This window comes from Massilia sp. 05N420 (assembly GCF_056397205.1).
On record NZ_JBFTMX010000014.1, the window covers coordinates 1 to 17,695 of the forward strand.

A 17,695-nucleotide genomic window follows, 5' to 3' on the forward strand; every position below is an offset into this window, starting at 1 on the left:
GCCTGGGCCTGCGGCATCGCGCGCGCGATCGCGGCCGGCGCCGGGCTGGCCACCTGCTCGGCCCCGCCCTGTCCCGGGCGGAAGGCAAGCATGCGCAGCAGGGTCATGGTGAAGCCGGCGTACTCGTCCGGCGCCAGGCCGATCTCGTTACGGCCGTGCACCGCGATCTGGTAGAAAAGCTGCACTTCCTGCGGATCGAAGACGGTCGCCAGGCGCTGGATGTCGCCAAGCTCCGGCAGATCTTCCGGCACCGCGGTCGGCACGGTCTGGGCCAGCGCGATGCGGTGCAGCAGCGTGCCGAGGTCCTGCAGCGCGCCGTTATAGGACAGGCTGCGGCTGGCCATCTCGTCGGCCACCGCCATCAGGTCGGCGCCATCCTGTCTGGCCAGCGCGTCCAGCAGGCGCACCAGGTAGGACTGGTCGAGCGCACCCAGCATGCCCTGCACGGCGTCCAGGGTGACGGCGCCTGCGGCGTAGGCGATCGCCTGGTCGGTCAGCGACAGCGCATCGCGCATCGAGCCGTGGGCGCCTTGGGCCAGCAGGCGCAGGGCCGGCTGTTCGAACGTCACGCCTTCCTGGCCGAGGATGTTTTCCAGGTGGCCGACGATGTGGCCCGGCGGCATCTGCTTCAGGTTGAACTGCAGGCAGCGCGACAGCACCGTCACCGGGATCTTTTGCGGGTCGGTGGTCGCGAGGATGAATTTCACGTGCTCGGGCGGTTCCTCGAGCGTCTTCAGCATCGCATTGAAGGCGTGGTTGGTGAGCATGTGCACCTCGTCGATCATATAGACCTTGAAGCGCGCATTGCTCGGCGCGTACACCGCCTGTTCCAGCAGCTGGGCCATCTCGTCGACGCCGCGGTTCGATGCCGCGTCCATCTCGACATAGTCGACGAAGCGGCCGGCGTCGATCGCGCGGCAGGGTTCGCAGACCCCGCACGGCTCGGCCGTGATCCCGCCCTGCCCGTCCGGGCCGACGCAGTTGAGCGACTTGGCCAGGATACGCGACAGCGTCGTCTTGCCCACCCCGCGCGTGCCGGTGAACAGATAGGCGTGATGCAGGCGTCCGGTACGTAGCGCATGGGTCAGGGCACGGACGACGTGCTCCTGGCCGACCAGCGTTTCGAAGTTCCTGGGACGGTATTTGCGGGCGAGGACTTGATAGGACATACCGGGATTTTACCGTAGACCGGGGCAGGAGCGGCAACATTAGACGCTCATCGGGAATTCCCCTACACTGATGTTTTTATTTCAATGTGGAAAATATGAGAACACTTGTCGCCGCTGTACTGTCGTCGTCGCTGCTGTTGTCGCTCACGCTTTCCGCCCAGGCCGCCGGCGAACGCGAGTGGATCCCGTACCGCAAGCTGGTCGAGACCGTCAAGGCCGACAAGTTCTACGCCCTGCCGGCCGGCGAGCGCGACAAGGTGATCCTGTATGCCCGGCTGGTCCCGGTCAACAAGGCCATCGCGCCGCCGGACGCGAAGCTGGTGGTGGTCGACGGCGCCAGCCGCACGCCCTTCCCGCTCGACGCCGCCGGCCGTGCGCGCATCGTTCCGAATCCGCAGTGGCTGGCGGACGACGCGAAAATCTGGACCAGCCTGCCGAACGGCGAAAAGATGAGCCTGAGCTTCGACATCGGCGCCGTCCTGCCCGAAGCCGCGCAATGGAATTACGCCACGGTGATGGGCTCCGTCCCGCAGTCGAATGCGGCGATCGGCAAGGTGGCCGGCGCCCTCAGCATGTTCGTGCCGACCATGAAATCGGTGATCTTCAAGTTCGACAAGCCGGCCCAGCTGACCATCAAGGCCAAGGGCGGCGAGCGGCGCTATGCCAGCGACGCGAAGAACCAGGTAAGGCTGAAGCTGGACGGCGACCTGTTGAAGGAGAACCCGCTGGTGATGCTGTCGGAGCGGCCCTTCGAAGCGGAAATCGATTCGGATTGAAGAACACCGACGGCACAAACGAAAACAGCTGCCGGGGCAGCTGTCGTTCTGAATGAGGTGGCGAGCCTGATCTGCGGCACTTGCGGTGAACGGCTTTGGCTGCTTCGTTCCCGACCTGACCAGGTAAACCATGCCGCAATGCGCAGGGGCCCGCCAGCAATCATTATAACCGAGCATGCGCCGGCGGGCAAACCGGCGATCAAAGCCATATATATATATATAGGGCATATGCGCGGCGGATGCCTGCCCCGGCCTTACAGCCCCAGCTGCTGCCAGATGTCGTCCACCCGCTTCTTCACCTCCGGCGCCATGACGATAGGCGTACCCCACTCGCGGTTGGTCTCGCCCGGCCACTTGTTGGTGGCGTCGATGCCCATCTTGCTGCCGAGTCCACTAATGGGGGACGCGAAGTCGAGGTAGTCGATCGGCGTGTTGTCGACCAGGACCGTGTCGCGGGTCGGATCGACGCGGGTCGTGATGGCCCAGATCACTTCCTTCCAGTCGCGCACGTCGACGTCCTCGTCCACCACGACGATGAACTTGGTGTACATGAACTGGCGCAGGAAACTCCAGACCCCGAACATCACGCGCTTGGCGTGGCCGGCGTACTGCTTCTTCATCTGCACCACCGCCATCCGGTAGCTGCAGCCTTCCGGCGGCAAATAGAAATCGGTGATCTCGGTGAACTGCTTCTGCAGCAGGGGAATGAAGACTTCGTTCAGCGCCACGCCCAGCACGGCCGGCTCGTCGGGCGGTTTGCCGGTATAGGTCGAGTGGTAGATCGGGTCGCGCCGCATGGTGATGCGGTCGATGGTGAATACCGGGAACCAGTCCTGCTCGTTGTAATAGCCGGTGTGGTCGCCATACGGGCCTTCCAGCGCATGCTCGAAGCCGGTGGGATGCGTCTGGTCCGGATAGATATGCCCTTCCAGCACGATCTCGGCGGCGGCAGGCACCCGCAGCTCGCTGCCGATGGCCTTGGTGAGCACGGTGCGCTGGCCGCGCAGCAGGCCGGCGAACTGGTATTCGGACAGGGTGTCCGGTACCGGCGTCACCGCGCCCAGGATGGTGGCCGGGTCGGCGCCCAGCGCCACCGCCACCGGATAGGGCTTGCCAGGGTTGGCGATGCAGTGCTCACGGAAATCGAGGGCGCCGCCGCGGTGCGCCAGCCAGCGCATGATGACCTTGTTCGGCCCCAGCACCTGCTGGCGGTAGATGCCCAGGTTCTGCCGCTTCTTGTGCGGGCCCTTGGTAATCACGAGGCCCCAGGTGATCAGGGGAGCGATGTCGCCCGGCCAGCAATGCTGGATCGGCAGGCGTCCGAGGTCGACGTCCTTGCCCTCCCAGACGATTTCCTGGCAGGGCGCGCCCTTCACTTCCTTCGGCGACATATCCCAAACCGCCTTCACGAGCGAGCCCAGGTCCATGATGTCCTTGAAGCCCTTGGGCGGCTCCGGTTCCTTCAAGCGCGCCAGCACGTGGCCGATCTTCCTGAGCTCAGCAATGTTATCGGCCCCCATGCCCAATGCCACCCGTTGCGGTGTGCCAAACAGGTTGCCGAGCACGGGAACCTTGTAGCCGGTCGGCTGTTCAAATAGGAGAGCAGGCCCGGCGGCACGGAGGGTCCGGTCGCAGATTTCAGTCATCTCAAGGTTCGGCGATACGGGCACCGAAATACGCTTTAATTCGCCAATCCCTTGCAACTTGGCAATAAAATCTCGCAAATCCGAATAGTTCATCTATTTTTTCATTCTTTTTTACATCTTTTGAGCTTGGCTAACAATCGACGGCAAGTAGTTGATTTGCCAAAGAATTGATGAGTCAGTCAGAAAACGTTAGACATAAAAGTTATAACGCACGATAGTGCTAGTATTGACTTGATATAAACCAGCTTCTACAATCCGGCCTACCAAGTGAGACAGGCCCGTCCAGGACGTGATTTTAGCCGGTCTCATTATTTCACGGGGTCGGGGCCCCAACGACATTATTTAGGAGTGTTTTCTCAGGACGTCTGTCCTACCAACCCCGAGACAGTTGTTAGCCACCGGGCACCTCCATCGCAGCGCTGCCCGGCTGTAGCAAGCAATGACGGCGTTCCTCGACCGCTATACGCGGCGACGGACGGTTTCTGATGCACGGCATTAGTACCCTGAACAGCAGCGCTTTGTCGCCGCACGGGGCCGCTTTTTCCGCGACAAAGGAGAAACGATGATCCATCGATTCATCGGCACGAGCGCAAAGCTTGTCCAACAGATGGCCAGCCAGCCAGTCACGTGGTCTTCCGTGACGAAAGCGGCACGCGGTATCGTAACGACCGCACAACATACCCTGACCGTATTTGGTCTATCTGCAGTAGCAATGATTGCCCTGCTGTACAACCGCCCCGATCTGGCAAAACGGGTGTCGGACTTCCTGAGCCCGCAGCAGACCGTGCAGGTCGCGGCTGCCCCGGCGCAAGCCCAGGCCGCCAAAGGCGCCGAGGCCGCCAAAGGCGCCGAGGCCGTCGAAATCGCCAACAGCGACGACAAGCAGGGCGTGCGCGCCACGCGCCAGCAGAAGTACGTGACCGAATGGCTGTCGCGCCGCTACCGGGTCGCCGGTGACGCCGCCAACATGCTGGTCGCCACCGCTTACAGCACCGCGCACGAGATCAAGCTCGACCCGCTGCTGATCCTGGCCGTGATGGCGATCGAATCGGGCCTGAATCCCTTCGCGGAAAGCCCGATGGGCGCGCAGGGCCTGATGCAGGTGATGTCGAAGGTCCACAGCGACAAGTTCGACGAAGTCGGCGGCAAGCAGGCCGCCCTGAATCCGGTGGCCAACATCCGTGTCGGCGCCCAGATCCTGAAGGACTACGTGACCCGCACCGGTTCCGTGGAAGGCGGCCTGAAGACTTACGTCGGCGCCGCCGCYTTCGAGGACGACTCGGGCTACGGCAACAAGGTGCTGGCCGAGTACCGCCGCCTGAAGCAGGTCGCGAGCGGCAAGAATGTGCCGATCTTCACGCCGTCCACCCCTGCGCCGCAACTGGCCCAGAAATCCGCGCCGGCCCCGTCCAAGGTCGACAACGCCGCCATCGAAGCCGCACGTGGCGCCAGCCAGTCCGGCGATACCGTGGCAGGACTGTAAGCTTCGACGTACCGATCCCTGGTCGAAGGCCACTGTGGGCGCATGCCTCGGTGGCCTTCTTTTTTTCGCGCACGTCATTCCCGTGAAGGCGGGACTCCAAGCTGGCCGGCGGATCGCGAACAAAATTGGGTTCCCGCCTGCGCGGGAACGACGAGGGATTGTGCGGGAACGACGGGTGAAAAAAAAACGCCCCGGTCTCCCGGGGCGTTTCACTTGTGCACATATATATAGTGCGGTACGGCAATCAGCGCTTTGCGTCCGCCGCCGCCTCGTCCGGGCGCAGCTTGCCCGCCAGGCGGTCCAGCACGCCGTTCACGTACTTGTGACCGTCGATGCCGCCGAAGGACTTGGTCAGCTCGACCGCTTCGTTGATCACGACGCGGTACGGGATCTCGATCTTGTTCTTCAGCTCCCAGGCGCCCAGCAGCAGTACCGCATGTTCGATCGGCGACAGTTCGGCGATCGGACGGTCCAAGGTCGGGGCCAGGGTCTCGCGCAGTTCGACCGACTGGGCGATCGTGCCGTTCAGCAGCTCGGTGAAGTACTCGGCGTCGGCCTTGTCGAAGCCGTGGGCGGCGCGGATGTGGTTGACGACCGTCGAGGCCGGCTCATTGTTCAGCAGCCATTGGTAGAGGCCCTGCAACGCGAACTCGCGCGCGCGGTGACGCGGCGTACGGTTCTTGTTCGGGTTGGCGTGAATGCTCTTGTCAATCATGTTCTTACCTTGCTACCGGTTATTCTTCTTCGGCCTGCAGCTCGTCGAGGCCGAGCAGCAGGTTGGCCATCTCGACGGCGACGCGGGCGGCGTCCGTGCCCTTCTCGGCCATGCGCGCTTCGGCCTGCTCGTCGTTCTCGGTGGTCAGCACGGCGTTGGCGATCGGCATGCCATAGTCCAGACCGATGCGGGTGATGCCGGCGCCCGACTCGTTCGAGACCAGCTCGAAGTGGTAGGTCTCGCCGCGGATCACGGCGCCCAGTGCGATCAGGGCGTCGAACTGCTGGGTTTCGGCCATCTTCTGCAGGGCCAGCGGGATTTCCAGGGCGCCCGGCACGGTCACGTGCAGGATGTCCTCGTCCGCCACGCCCAGGTGCTTCAGCTCCGCCAGGCAGGCCGACAGCAGGCCATGGCCGACGTCGGCATTGAATCGTGCCTGCACGATCCCGATGCGCAGGCCTTCACCCTGCATATTGCTTTCAAAAGTTCCTACCGTCATGGCTGCCTCTTTTTCTGTTTACTGTAAATGTTTGAATGGTAGCGCGTCAGGCGCATCGCTCGCGCCTGATACGCTCGATGTTTACGCTTCCGGCTTGGCCAGGTAACCCGTGACTTCCAGGTCGAAGCCGACCATCGACGGCATCTTGCGCGGATTCGCCAGCAGCTTCATCTTGCACACGCCCACCTGCTTGAGGATCTGGGCGCCGATGCCGTAGGTGCGCAGGTCGAGATTCGCCGCGCGGCCGCCTTGTCGCGGCGCCGACTTGTCGGCGAACTGGGCGAACAGCTCGTCGGCCGTCTCGCCGCAGTTCAGCAGCACGATGACGCCAGCTTCCGCCGCCTTGATCGCCTGCATCGCCGTCGACAGGTTCCACGAGTGCGAGGTGGCGCGGTTGTCCAGCAGGTCGACGATCGAGACCGGCTGGTGCACACGCACCAGGGTTTCCTTGTCGGCTTCCGGCGTGCCGTGCACCAGCGCCAGGTGGGCGCTTGCGCTCGGCTTGTCGCGGAAGGCGACCAGCTTGAACTCGCCGTGCACGGTCGACAGCTGGCGCTCGGCCACGCGCTCGACCAGCGATTCGGTCTGGCTGCGGTAGTGGATCAGGTCGGCGATGGTGCCGATCTTCAGCTTGTGCTCCTCGGCGAACTCGAGCAGGTCCGGCAGGCGCGCCATGGTGCCGTCTTCCTTGATGATCTCGCAGATCACGGAAGCCGGCGTCAGGCCCGCCATCTCGGTCAGGTCGCAGCCCGCCTCGGTATGGCCGGCGCGCATCAGCACCCCGCCCTTCACTGCGCGCAGCGGGAAGATGTGGCCCGGCTGCACCAGGTCTTCCGGCTTCGCGTTCTTCGCCACCGCCACCTGGATGGTGCGGGCGCGGTCGGCCGCCGAGATGCCGGTGGTGACGCCTTCGGCCGCTTCGATCGAGACCGTGAAATTGGTGCCGAAGGAGGTACCGTTCCGGGTCGTCATCATCGGCAGTTCGAGGCGGTCGCAGATCTCTTCCGACAGGGTCAGGCAGACCAGGCCGCGCGCGTGGCGGATCATGAAGTTGATCGCTTCGGGCGTGACGTGTTCGGCGGCGAGCACCAGGTCGCCCTCGTTCTCACGGTCTTCCTCGTCGACCAGAATGACCATGCGCCCTGCGCGCAGTTCGTCGACGATTTCCTGGGTGGTGGACATGGGCATGCGGGTTCCTCGGGGGCAGTGCGGAAACCCGCTATTTTAATGGATTTGCCAGCCTTGCACCGGGCCGGATGGCGGCAATCGCAGCCCGGGGCGCAGCCGGCCGCCGCCGGGCTCGGAAGCTTGTTGCATATTGACAACGATCACTGCACTCTTTCGGTGCAACTATGGTGTTCGACAACCACTGTGCTGCGGGCTGCGCAGGGTAGAATGATTTTTTATTGCTCAACCGGAGCATCTCGCATGTTCGTCCGCCTTGCCCGCACCACCCTGCTCACCGCCATCCTGCTCACCTCGCCGCTGGTTGTCGCTGCGAGCCTCGACCTGAATGCCCCACTGCCGGTCGCGCCCCAGCTCAAGGTCGGCAAGCTGTCGAACGGCCTCACCTACTACATCCAGAAGAACCGCAAGCCCGAGCACAAGCTGGAGCTGCGCCTGGTGGTGAAGGCCGGCTCCATCCTCGAGGACGAAGACCAGCAGGGCCTGGCCCACTTCACGGAGCACATGGCCTTCAACGGTTCGACCCATTTCAAGAAGCACGAGCTGGTGTCCTACCTGCAGTCGATCGGCGTGAAATTCGGCGCCGACCTGAACGCCTACACCTCCTTCGACGAAACCGTCTACGTGCTGCCGGTGCCGGCCGAGCGCAAGCAGGATCTCGACAGAGCCTTCCAGGTGCTGCAGGACTGGGCCCAGGGCCTGACCCTGAACGATGCCGACATCGACAAGGAGCGCGACATCGTGCTCGAAGAACTACGCCTCGGCAAAGGCGCGGGCGACCGCATGCAGAAGGTCCTGATGCCGAAGATGTACAACGGCTCGCGCTATGCCGAGCGCCTCCCGATCGGCAAGGAAGACACCCTGCGCAGCTTCAAGCCCGAGGCCCTGCGCCGCTTCTACCGCGACTGGTACCGTCCCGACCTGATGGCCGTGGTGGCGGTCGGCGACATCGACCCGGTCCAGGCCGAGCAGCTGATCAAGCGCCACTTCGGCAGCCTGAAGAACCCGGCCTCGCCGCGCCCGCGCGCCTATGCCCAGATCCCGCCCCGTCTCGAAACCGAGGCGCTGGTCGTGACCGACAAGGAAGCCGGCCCGGCCTCGGTCCTGATCCGCTATCCGGTGATGCCCTTCAGCGAGCGCGCCACCATCGGCGGCTACCGCGAGCAGCTGGTCGAAGGCCTGTTCGCCGGCATGCTGAACCAGCGCCTGTCCGAACTGGCGCAGCTGCCCTCGCCGCCCTTCATGGGCGCCAGCAGCGCGCTGGGCCGCCTGACGCCGCGCTACCGCTCCTACAACGCAATGGCGGCGCTGGGCGAAGGCGGCGCCAACCCGGCGATCGACGCCCTGGTGCAGGAGAACGAACGCGCGCGCCGCTTCGGCTTCAGCGAGGCCGAACTCGATCGCATGAAGAAAGGCGTGATGCGCACCTACGAGCGCGCCTGGAACGAACGCGACAAGACCGACTCGGGCGGCCTGGCCGCCGAATACATCCGCAACTTCCTCGAAGGCGAATCGATCCCCGGCATCGAGAACGAATACCGCTACGTGAGCGAACTCCTGCCCGGCATCACGGTCGGGGAGATCAACGCCTACGCGCGCCGCACCATCCCCGCCGATTCGGGCAAGCTGGTGATCTATACCGGCCCGGCCAAGGAAGCCGCAGCGATACCGACCGGCGAGCAGCTGCTGGCCGCGGTCGCCGCCGCCGAACGCCGCGACGTCAAGGCCCACGACGAGAAGGCGGTGGCGGCGCAGCTGATGGACCACCCGCCCGCTCCCGGCAGCATCGTCGCCGAGAGCCGCGACGAGCGCCTCGGCACCACCAGCCTGGTGCTGTCGAACGGCGTGAAGGTGATCCTCAAGCCGACCAGCTTCCGCAACGACCAGGTGCTGATGAGCGCCGCCCGCTTCGGCGGCCAGAGCCTGTTCGACACCAAGGACATGTTCAACGCGCGCTACGCCGACACCATCGTCGCCGCGATGGGTCTGAAGGATTTCTCGCCCCTCGACATGCGCAAGATCCTGGCCGGCAAGGCGGCCGCCGTCAGCGCCGGCCTCGGCAACAACACCGACGTGGTCGCCGGCACCGCGGGCGCCACCGACATCGAGACCATGCTGCAGATGGTGTGGCTGAAGTTCGCCGGCGTGCGCCGCGACGAAAACCTGTACAAATCCTTCATCGGCAAGCAGATCGAACTGGCGCGCAACCGCGCCTCGCAGCCGGGCGCGCTGTTCGGCGACGTGCTGGTCAAGACCCTGTACGGCGACAATCCGCGCGCCCCGCGCGCCCTGAAGCCCGAGGACTTCGCCAGCATCGACCTCGACCGCGCGATCGCCATCTACCGCCAGCGCTTCTCGAGCGCCAAGGACCTGACCTTCATCTTCGTCGGCAGCTTCGATGTCAACGCCATCAAGCCCCTGCTGTCCACCTACCTGGCCAGCCTGCCGACCCCTAGCATTCCGGTCGCTTTCCGCGACCTCGGCATCCGCCCCGTGAAAGGCGTGGTCAAGAAGGAAGTCAACAGCGGTTCGGAAGACAAGAGCACGGTCTCGCTGACCTTCACCGGCGCCGCCGAGGTCAACGAGCTCGAAGAGCTGCGCCTGTCGGCCCTGACCGAGGTGATGAACATCCGCATCATCGACGTGCTGCGCGAGAAGCTGGGCCTGATCTACGGCGGCGGCATGGAAGCCTCGATGACGCGCATCCCCTACAGCCACTACACGGTGGGCGTAACCCTGCCGACCGGTCCGGAAAACGTCGACAAGGTGCTCAGCGCAACCTTCGCCGAAATCGAGCGCATGCGCACCCAGGGCCCGGACCAGGCCGACCTCGACAAGGTCAAGACCAACTGGCTGCAGACCTACCGCAAGTCGCTCAAGGAAAACGGCTACTGGCTGGCCGCGCTGCAGACCTCGCTGACCGAGGGCACCGACCCGGCCACCATCCTCACCTTCGACAAGGAAGTGCAGAAGCTGAGCGTGGCGGACCTGAAGGCGGCGGCGCAGCGCTACCTGAAGCCGGACAACTACGTGCAGGTGGTGTTGAATCCGGAGAAGGCGGCGGCGCAGGTAGCCGTTGCAGCGGGAACGCAGAAGGCCCCGCAGTGAATTCGCTGGGTGGGTATGGAGTGCCCACCCAGCTTCCTTAGATCTTCAGTTCGAGCCGCACAGCCAGCGTCGTGTAAGTGCGCACCGACGTATCCAGCGCCTGCACCAGTTCACCGAGATCATCCACCCGCGCAGTCTCATACCTGCGCGGCAGCAGGTTGTTCCCCGAAATCCGCAACTGCGTATTGGCGCTGAACTTCCACAATCCATACAGGTCGAGCTGGCGCTTCATGCCGGTCGTGTACAGCTCGGCCACGCTGCTCTGGACCACGGTCGGTGGCGTCCAGTTGAGGTTGCCGCCAACCGTCAGCGGCGCGTTCTTCACGCGGTAATCGAGACCGAAGTTGGCGGTCTGCCTGGCCTGCCGCTCGAGCCGGTTATTGGGTCCAGGGATGTCGTCGACGCTCGACCAGTAGCGGCTGTAATTGGCGCGCAGGTCCAGGTCCGGCGCCCCGGCGAGCACTTCGGCCAGCTGGAACTTGGCTTCCAGCTCGACGCCGCGGGTAACAGCATGGCCGATGTTCGCCGGCGTCGACACCCAGCGCGGACCGATGCTGGTCGATTGCAGCGCCGTCTGGCGACGCATCAGGTCGTCGATGTCGCGCAGGAAGGCGCTGGCCGACAGGATCCCGCTGCGGCTCAGGTAGTGCTCATAGGCCAGGTCGATGCCCGTTGCCAGTTCCGGCTTCAGATTCGGATTGCCGGTGCGGTCCGGACGGGTCGGGTGGTTATCGCTGGTGAACGAAGGCGCCGCGATCAGGTCGTCCAGAACGGGCGCCTTGTAGCTCCGGGTCAGGCTGGCGCGCACCTGGTCGCGTTTGGAACCGGGAATGCGGTACACGGTGTGCAGCACCGGGCTCCATACGCTGCTGGTGTTCTTCACCGCGTAGCCGGGGCTGTCGCTGGTGCTGCGGATGCCTTCCCAGCGCAGGCCCAGGTAGCCGGACCACTGGCTGGTGATGTCCCACTCGTCCTGTGCGAACAGGGCCAGGCGGCGGGTGTCGGCGGACAGGTTCGCGCCTGAGGCCTCGTACAGGGGATTGTTGTCGCCTTCGGCCCGGTGGACCAGCGCCAGGTGCCCGGCCTCGCCGTCCCAGCCCGCCGCGAAGTGATGGCCTTCGCCCAGCGGGCGGCTGTACTTGCCGCTATTCGAGAAACTGCGCTGGCGCTCGCGATCCACGTCGCTCAGGACCCGATTCAGCGTGCCGCCTTCGCCGTAGTTGTTGCGCAGGCTGTCGCTGTCGCTGCGGTTGATGCCGGCGCTGAACTTGAGTTCCAGCTTCGCGCCGCTGTCCATCTTGTGGGTCCAGTCGCCAAGGCCGCGCGCCATCGTCCCGGTCGTCCGCGCGTCCGCGTGCTGGAGCACGAACTCCGGCGGAACGACGCCGACGACCTGGTCGACCGGCGCGTCGTTCACGCTGTGGTTGCGATTGGCGGATACGAAGGGCTGGAAGTTCAGCGTATCGCCGTTGTCGAATTTCCAGGACAGGCGCGGCGCCAGGTTCAGCGCGCGCGACCTGCCCTCGCCATAGCTGCGGATCAGCTGCAAGCGTTGAAAGCTGCCGTCGGCCAGCAGGTCGGCGTCGCGGGCGGTGACATCGGTGTGCGGCCGGCTTTCCGACACGGTGGCGTTCAGCGTCCACGTGAGCTGGCCGCGCTTTCCCGGCACGGTCACGGACACATTCGCGCCATGGCGGCCCTGCTGGATATTGTCGGCGATGCGCAGCTGCGTGTCCTTCTGCCGGTAGCCCTGGCGCAGGATGACGTTGACAGTGCCGGCGATCGCCTGGGTGCTCTGGTCGGCAACCGCACCGCGCATGATCTCGATGCGCTCCACCTGGTCGGGCGGAATCGATTCGACCGAAAAACCTGGCGGCGGACGCTCGCCATTCACCAGCACCTGGGTGTAGCCGTTGCCGAGGCCACGCATCTGGACGCTGCCGCCGGTCCCCGGCGCGCCGGACATCGTGATGCCGGGCAGGCGCTTGAGCACTTCGCCGAGGCTGGTGTCGCCGTTGCGTTCGAGCTCCTCGCGCCCCACCACCAGCTTCGACGCTGTGGACAGGCGGCGGGTTTCGGTATCGTCGGCGCGGGTACCGCTGACGAGTACCTGCTGCGGCTGGCCTTCGGCCTTGACGGGCTCCTGTTTGACGCTGTCTTGCGCGAAGGCGCCGCCGGCCCCGCACATGGCAAGGCAGGCGGCAGGTAAAAGCTTTTTCATCTCGTGCTTACTTCAGATATTTGTTGAACCAACCGATTTCGCGCGCGCGCAGGTCCTTCTGGTGCTCCGGCTTGCGCAAAGCATGCCCCTCCCCCTCATAGATCACCAAGGTGGTCGGCACACCCATCGCTTTCAGTCCATGCCAGAACTCCAGCGACTGCGCCGGCGGGCACTCGACGTCGCGTTCGCCCACGTAGATCAGGGTCGGCGTCTTCGCGGCCTTGATCGACTCGATCGGCGAGGCCGCGCGGTACACGGCCGGGTCGTCGTACATGGTGGCACCGAAGAAGGGCACCATCCACTGGTCGATGCCGTTCTGGCCGTAGTAGCTGATCCAGTTGGCGATGCCGGCGCCGGCCACCGCGGCCTTGAAGCGCTGGCTGTGGGTCACGCCCCACATCGTCATGAAGCCGCCGTAGGAGTGGCCCATCAGGCCCAGGCGCTTGCCGTCCACCGGCGCCTGCCTGATGGCGGCGTCGACGCCGGCCAGGATGTCGCGCCAGTCGCCGCCGCCGAAATCCTTCCGGTTGGCGCTGGTGAAGCTCGATCCCTGGCCGTAGCTGCCGCGCGGGTTCGGCATGAACACGAAATAGCCTTCCTTGACCAGTTCGCGCACCAGCGCGTTGCCGCCCTCGCCACCGGAGATGTAGCGCGGGGTAGCTGCCGCAGCGGGACCGCCGTGCACCTGCACGATCATCGGGTAGGTCTTGCCGGCGTCGAGCTGGCGCGGACCGACCAGCCAACCCTGCACCTTCAAGCCCTCGTTGGTCCAGGCGACGCTTTGCGCGGACACCACCGGCCCGAAGGCATCATTGTCGTGGGTGATCGGGCTCATCTCCGGCAGGCGGCCGGCGACGATGCGCGGCGCGTGCTCGTAGTCCTCATGCACCGAAGCCGCGACCTTGCCGTCGGCGCTGAACGCGAAGCGGCCGTCGCGCGAGGCGGAGGCCGTGACCGGGCCCTTCCACAGCACCCGGCTGCTCCTGGCGGCCGGGTCGACCGCGACCACGGCGGCGTCGGCGCCGGCCAGCACGGAGGCCATCACCTGCGTGCCGCGCCAGGCGATGCCGTTGAAGGTGCCGGCAAAGCCCGGGGTCACGTCGACCGGCTCGCCACCGTCGATCGAGACCGTGTAGACGTCGCCGCCGACCGAACCGAAATCGCTCATCAGGCCGCCGATGAAGGCGACCGTCTTTCCATCCGGCGACACGTGCGGCATGTTCATCTGCATCTTCGGCGCCGCCAGCACGCGCAGGCTGCCGGTAGCAAGCTCGACATGGCCGAGGGTCGCGATCCACCAGTTGTTGTCGCCATTGCCCTTGGCGCTGGTGACGACGAAGCCCTTGCCGTCCGGGGTCCAGTCGTATTCGTAGATGAAGGTATCGCTTGGCGACACCAGCTTGAAGTCGCCACCGCCGCTCGACACCACGGCGATGCGCTGTTCGTCTTCCTGTTCGGCCATGCCGATCTCGCCGATCTGGCGCGCACCCGCCTCCACCGCACCGGTCAGCTTTTTGGCGCCGACGGTGGCGAGGAAGGCGAGCTGGCGGCCATCCGGCGACCAACGCACGGTGTTCGCCACGCCCTTGACGACGGCCACCGGCGTCAGCTTGCCGTCGCGCAGCACGTTGACGGTGGCGGTGCCGGCTTTCGCATCGGTGCTGATCAAGGCCATCGCCTTCTGGTCCGGCGACCACACCGGCGCCTCGATGCGGCACTGGATGCAATCGGACTGTACGAAGGTCGAGACGATCTTGCCGGTCGCGGTGTCGCGCACCACGATGCGCGGGCCGGTCTTCGCTTCGCCTTCGCTGGCCTCGATCGCGGCCAGGCGTTCGCCGTTGCCGGAAATCGCCAGCGAGCGGTAACTGCGCATGCCTTCCGCCGAGCTGAGCCCGGCCGCGGTCAGCAGGGCGACCAGCGCCGCGCCCTTGAGTACCGTCTTCAATTCGATGTATTCCGTATGCTTCATCCTGGGGTCCCCTGTGTCTGTTTTATTCTGCGGTAAATACAGGCGAGCGAATGCCCTGCCTACTGGACTTATTGCCAGCAGGCAGTCTACGCCATTTGAGGGGTATTCGGAGAAAATCCGCCCGGCAGGCGCCGGGCGCGGATCAGGCCTTGGCGGCCGACAGCATGCGCTCGACGTAGCGCGCGATCAGGTCGATCTCGAGGTTCACCTTGGCGCCGGCATGCAGGTGCTTGAGGGTGGTGACGGCGATCGTGTGCGGGATCAGGTTGATCGAGAAGCGGCAGACTTTTTCGCCATTCGCTTCGAGGTCTTCGACGCTGTTGACGGTCAGCGAAACGCCGTTCACGACGATCGAACCTTTGTACGCCAGGTACTTGCCCAGCTCCACGGGCGCGTCGATGACGAGCTTGAAGGATTCGCCGATCGGCTCGAAGCTGTGCACCGTGCCGAGGCCGTCGACGTGGCCCGAGACGAGGTGGCCGCCGAGGCGCTCGGCCAGGGTCAGCGCCTTTTCCAGGTTCACTTCGCCCGGCTGGTCCAGGCCGGCGGTGCGGTTCAGGCTTTCGCGCGAGACGTCCACGGCGAAGTTATTGCCAACTTTCTCGACCACGGTCATGCAGGCGCCGTTGATGGCGATCGAGTCGCCCAGCGCGACGTCGTCCAGTCCCAGGCCGGCGGCCTCGATCTGCAGGCGCACGCCGGCGAACGAACCGCCTTCGAGCGGCTTGACCGATTGGATGCTGCCCACCGCAGCGACGATTCCAGTAAACATCCTTATTCCTTCTCTTGATGATTGAAGCGCGCCAGGATGCGCAGGTCGGGGCCGACCTGTTGCACGCCCTGGAAGCGCAATGCGAATTTGTCCTGCAGCTGCGCCAACGGCGGCAGGGCGAACATGCCCTGCCCCGGCCCGATCAGGCTCGGCGCCAGGTAGACCAGCAGTTCGTCGACGCAGCCTTCGCGCACCAGCGAGGCGTTCAGCTTGCTGCCCGCCTCGACGTGCACCTCGTTGATCTCACGCCGGCCCAGTTCCAGCATCAGGGCCGGCAGATCGACCTTGCCGGCACTATTGGGCAGCATGATGACTTCGTGACCGGCGGCACGCAGAAGGGCTGCCTTCCCGGCGCTTTTCCCCGCCCCGGCCTGCGCGGCGACGATCCAGCACGGCTCGCCCTGCAGGATGCGCGCATCCGGATCGATGTCCAGCCGGCTGTCGACGATCACGCGGCGCGGCTGCATCGGCGTATCGATGCCACGCACGGTCAGCTGCGGATCGTCGGCCTTGACGGTGCCGATGCCGGTCAGGATGACCTGGGCGCGGGCGCGCCAGGCGTGGCCGTCGGCGCGTGCCTCCGGGCTGGTGATCCACTGGCTTTCGCCGGACGCCAGCGCCGTCGCCCCATCCAGGCTGGCTGCCGTCTTCAGGCGCACCCAGGGTTTCTTGCACCGCATGCGGTTGAAGAAGCCGATGTTCAGTTCGTAGGCCTGGTCGGCCATGATGCCCGAGCTGACCGCGATGCCGGCCGCTTCCAGCTGCGCCAGACCGCGTCCGGCCACCAGCGGATTCGGGTCGACCATAGCCGCCACCACGCGCCCGAGACCGGCCTGGATCAGCGCGCTCGAACACGGCGGCGTGCGGCCGTGGTGGCTGCAGGGTTCCAGCGTGACGTAGGCGGTGGCGCCGGCTACGTCCTTGCCGCGCGCCTGGGCGTCGCGCAGGGCCTGGATTTCGGCGTGCGCCTGCCCGGCCGGCTGGGTGTGGCCGGCGCCGATCACTTCGCCGTCGCGCACGATCACGCAGCCGATGCGCGGGTTCGGCGCGGTGATGTACATGCCCCTGGCCGCCCATTCCAGCGCCAGGGCCATGCCTTCGGTATCGCTCAGTATCAACACGTTGGTTTCATTCGGTTCGTTATGGCGGCGCGGCGGGTCCGTCGCAGGACTTGTCGCGCGCCGGATCGCAGCTGCGGGCCCGGCCCAGCATATTGATTTTAATACGCCGGATGCCGCCGCCGTGGAACAGCGACAGCGTGCCATAGCGCGCCGCCGCCGGGTTGCTGTCGCGGCAGCTGCGCCCGGCGCCATTGTAGGCGATATAGAAAGGCGGCGCCGAGGTGGTGAAGGAAAAGCCGACCGCCAGGCCCTGCGCCAGCGGACCGTGCTCGGCCAGGATCGTGTCGCCGGGCCCGGGCTGGCGGTCGCCGTCGCGGTCGACGAAAACGGTCCAGCCGCGGCGCCAGTCGGCGCCGTCCTGCCCCTTCGGCAACACGGTGACGACCTCGCCGCGCGCCAGCGCCTGGGCGCGCGCCATGCCGATGGCGGCGAACAGGTCGCCGGTGGCGGTCTTGAGCTGCTGGGTGCGGATCAGCTCGCGCAGATTCGGCGCGCCCACACCCAGCAGGATGGCGGCGATCACCAGCACGGCCAGCAGTTCGATCAGCGAAAAGCCGCCGTGCCGCCGGCGCCACGCCTTCATTCCCAGCAACGGCCGCTGCCCTGCGCCGCCTGCACGCCGAGGCTGTCGATGGTCAGGGCGCCGCACTGCGGATCGCGGAAGCGGCTATCGACCTTCTCGGTGCCCGGACGGGCGCGCAGCTGGACGCAGTCGGCGATATCGCGGTCCGGGCAGGCGCGTGCATCCAGCTCGTAGAAGCTTGCCGCTGCGCTCACGCCGGACCACCAGCGGAATCCCTGGGCCTGGGCGTCCTCACTGCTGGAAGAGAATGCGATATAGCTGTTGTGCTGCATGTGGTAGCGCTCCTGTTGCTGCATCGCTTCGATCAGGGCGATCTGTCCTTCGGTACGCTTGGTCCGCACGATGTGACTTGCATAACTCGGGTAAGCCACCGCCGCCAGGATGGACAGAATGGCCATCACGATCAGCATCTCGATCAGGGTAAAGCCGGGCTGCACCTTCATGG

General features: G+C 65.5%; 14 protein-coding genes and 1 other RNA gene. 3 read left to right on the forward strand and 12 right to left on the reverse strand.

Annotated elements, in window-relative coordinates; genetic code table 11:
* Positions 1-1,169: DNA polymerase III subunit gamma/tau (gene dnaX, locus AC1DIX_RS10265; RefSeq protein WP_477324076.1), on the reverse strand; the 1,169-nt coding region annotated here is incomplete at its 3' end.
* A gap of 95 nt (positions 1,170-1,264) precedes the next feature.
* Here dnaX and AC1DIX_RS10270 point away from each other — a divergent pair.
* Positions 1,265-1,945, forward strand: a complete 681-nt coding sequence (locus AC1DIX_RS10270; RefSeq protein WP_442124839.1) for a hypothetical protein — start codon at positions 1,265-1,267, stop codon at positions 1,943-1,945.
* A 56-nt stretch (positions 1,946-2,001) separates the two neighbouring features.
* Here the strand turns inward: AC1DIX_RS10270 and ffs are convergent.
* Positions 2,002-2,100, reverse strand: an RNA gene (gene ffs, locus AC1DIX_RS10275) — signal recognition particle sRNA small type.
* A gap of 99 nt (positions 2,101-2,199) precedes the next feature.
* Positions 2,200-3,684, reverse strand: coding sequence for a 4-hydroxy-3-polyprenylbenzoate decarboxylase (gene ubiD / locus AC1DIX_RS10280; RefSeq protein ID WP_477254367.1), 1,485 nt, complete (start codon positions 3,682-3,684; stop codon positions 2,200-2,202).
* 514 nt (positions 3,685-4,198) lie between these two features.
* Here ubiD and AC1DIX_RS10285 point away from each other — a divergent pair.
* Positions 4,199-5,074 (forward strand): transglycosylase SLT domain-containing protein, encoded by an 876-nt coding sequence (locus AC1DIX_RS10285; RefSeq protein ID WP_477324316.1) that lies wholly within the window; start codon positions 4,199-4,201, stop codon positions 5,072-5,074.
* A 244-nt stretch (positions 5,075-5,318) separates the two neighbouring features.
* Here the strand turns inward: AC1DIX_RS10285 and nusB are convergent, their stop codons facing one another.
* From nusB to ribBA, 3 genes are all read right to left on the reverse strand, one after another.
* Positions 5,319-5,789 (reverse strand): transcription antitermination factor NusB, encoded by a 471-nt coding sequence (nusB, locus tag AC1DIX_RS10290; protein WP_442121599.1) that lies wholly within the window; start codon positions 5,787-5,789, stop codon positions 5,319-5,321.
* 19 nt (positions 5,790-5,808) lie between these two features.
* A complete protein-coding gene (ribH, locus tag AC1DIX_RS10295; RefSeq protein ID WP_442121600.1) occupies positions 5,809-6,288 on the reverse strand; it encodes a 6,7-dimethyl-8-ribityllumazine synthase in 480 nt (159 codons plus the stop codon).
* Positions 6,289-6,369: 81 nt separating this feature from the next.
* Positions 6,370-7,476 (reverse strand): bifunctional 3,4-dihydroxy-2-butanone-4-phosphate synthase/GTP cyclohydrolase II, encoded by a 1,107-nt coding sequence (gene ribBA, locus AC1DIX_RS10300; protein WP_442121601.1) that lies wholly within the window; start codon positions 7,474-7,476, stop codon positions 6,370-6,372.
* A 240-nt stretch (positions 7,477-7,716) separates the two neighbouring features.
* Between ribBA and AC1DIX_RS10305 the strand changes: the two genes are divergently transcribed.
* Positions 7,717-10,581 (forward strand): M16 family metallopeptidase, encoded by a 2,865-nt coding sequence (locus AC1DIX_RS10305; RefSeq protein ID WP_477324078.1) that lies wholly within the window; start codon positions 7,717-7,719, stop codon positions 10,579-10,581.
* 37 nt (positions 10,582-10,618) lie between these two features.
* On the opposite strand, the gene AC1DIX_RS10310 is transcribed toward AC1DIX_RS10305, so the two are convergent.
* The 6 genes from AC1DIX_RS10310 to AC1DIX_RS10335 form a co-directional block, all read right to left on the reverse strand.
* A complete protein-coding gene (locus AC1DIX_RS10310; RefSeq protein ID WP_477324080.1) occupies positions 10,619-12,802 on the reverse strand; it encodes a TonB-dependent receptor plug domain-containing protein in 2,184 nt (727 codons plus the stop codon).
* A gap of 7 nt (positions 12,803-12,809) precedes the next feature.
* Positions 12,810-14,774: a S9 family peptidase gene (locus tag AC1DIX_RS10315; protein ID WP_477324082.1), complete on the reverse strand. Its 1,965-nt coding sequence runs from the start codon at positions 14,772-14,774 to the stop codon at positions 12,810-12,812.
* A 142-nt stretch (positions 14,775-14,916) separates the two neighbouring features.
* Complete coding sequence (locus tag AC1DIX_RS10320; protein ID WP_477324084.1) at positions 14,917-15,546, reverse strand: riboflavin synthase; 630 nt, start codon at positions 15,544-15,546, stop codon at positions 14,917-14,919.
* 2 nt (positions 15,547-15,548) lie between these two features.
* Positions 15,549-16,640 carry a bifunctional diaminohydroxyphosphoribosylaminopyrimidine deaminase/5-amino-6-(5-phosphoribosylamino)uracil reductase RibD gene (ribD, locus tag AC1DIX_RS10325; protein WP_477324318.1) on the reverse strand — a complete coding sequence of 364 codons (1,092 nt, stop codon included), beginning with the start codon at positions 16,638-16,640 and terminating at the stop codon, positions 15,549-15,551.
* Positions 16,641-16,686: 46 nt separating this feature from the next.
* Positions 16,687-17,250 (reverse strand): GspH/FimT family pseudopilin, encoded by a 564-nt coding sequence (locus AC1DIX_RS10330; protein WP_477324086.1) that lies wholly within the window; start codon positions 17,248-17,250, stop codon positions 16,687-16,689.
* Positions 17,247-17,693, reverse strand: a complete 447-nt coding sequence (locus AC1DIX_RS10335) for a type IV pilin protein (RefSeq protein WP_442121607.1) — start codon at positions 17,691-17,693, stop codon at positions 17,247-17,249. The genes AC1DIX_RS10330 and AC1DIX_RS10335 overlap by 4 nt, the downstream gene beginning before the upstream one ends.
* Positions 17,694-17,695 lie beyond the last annotated feature (2 nt).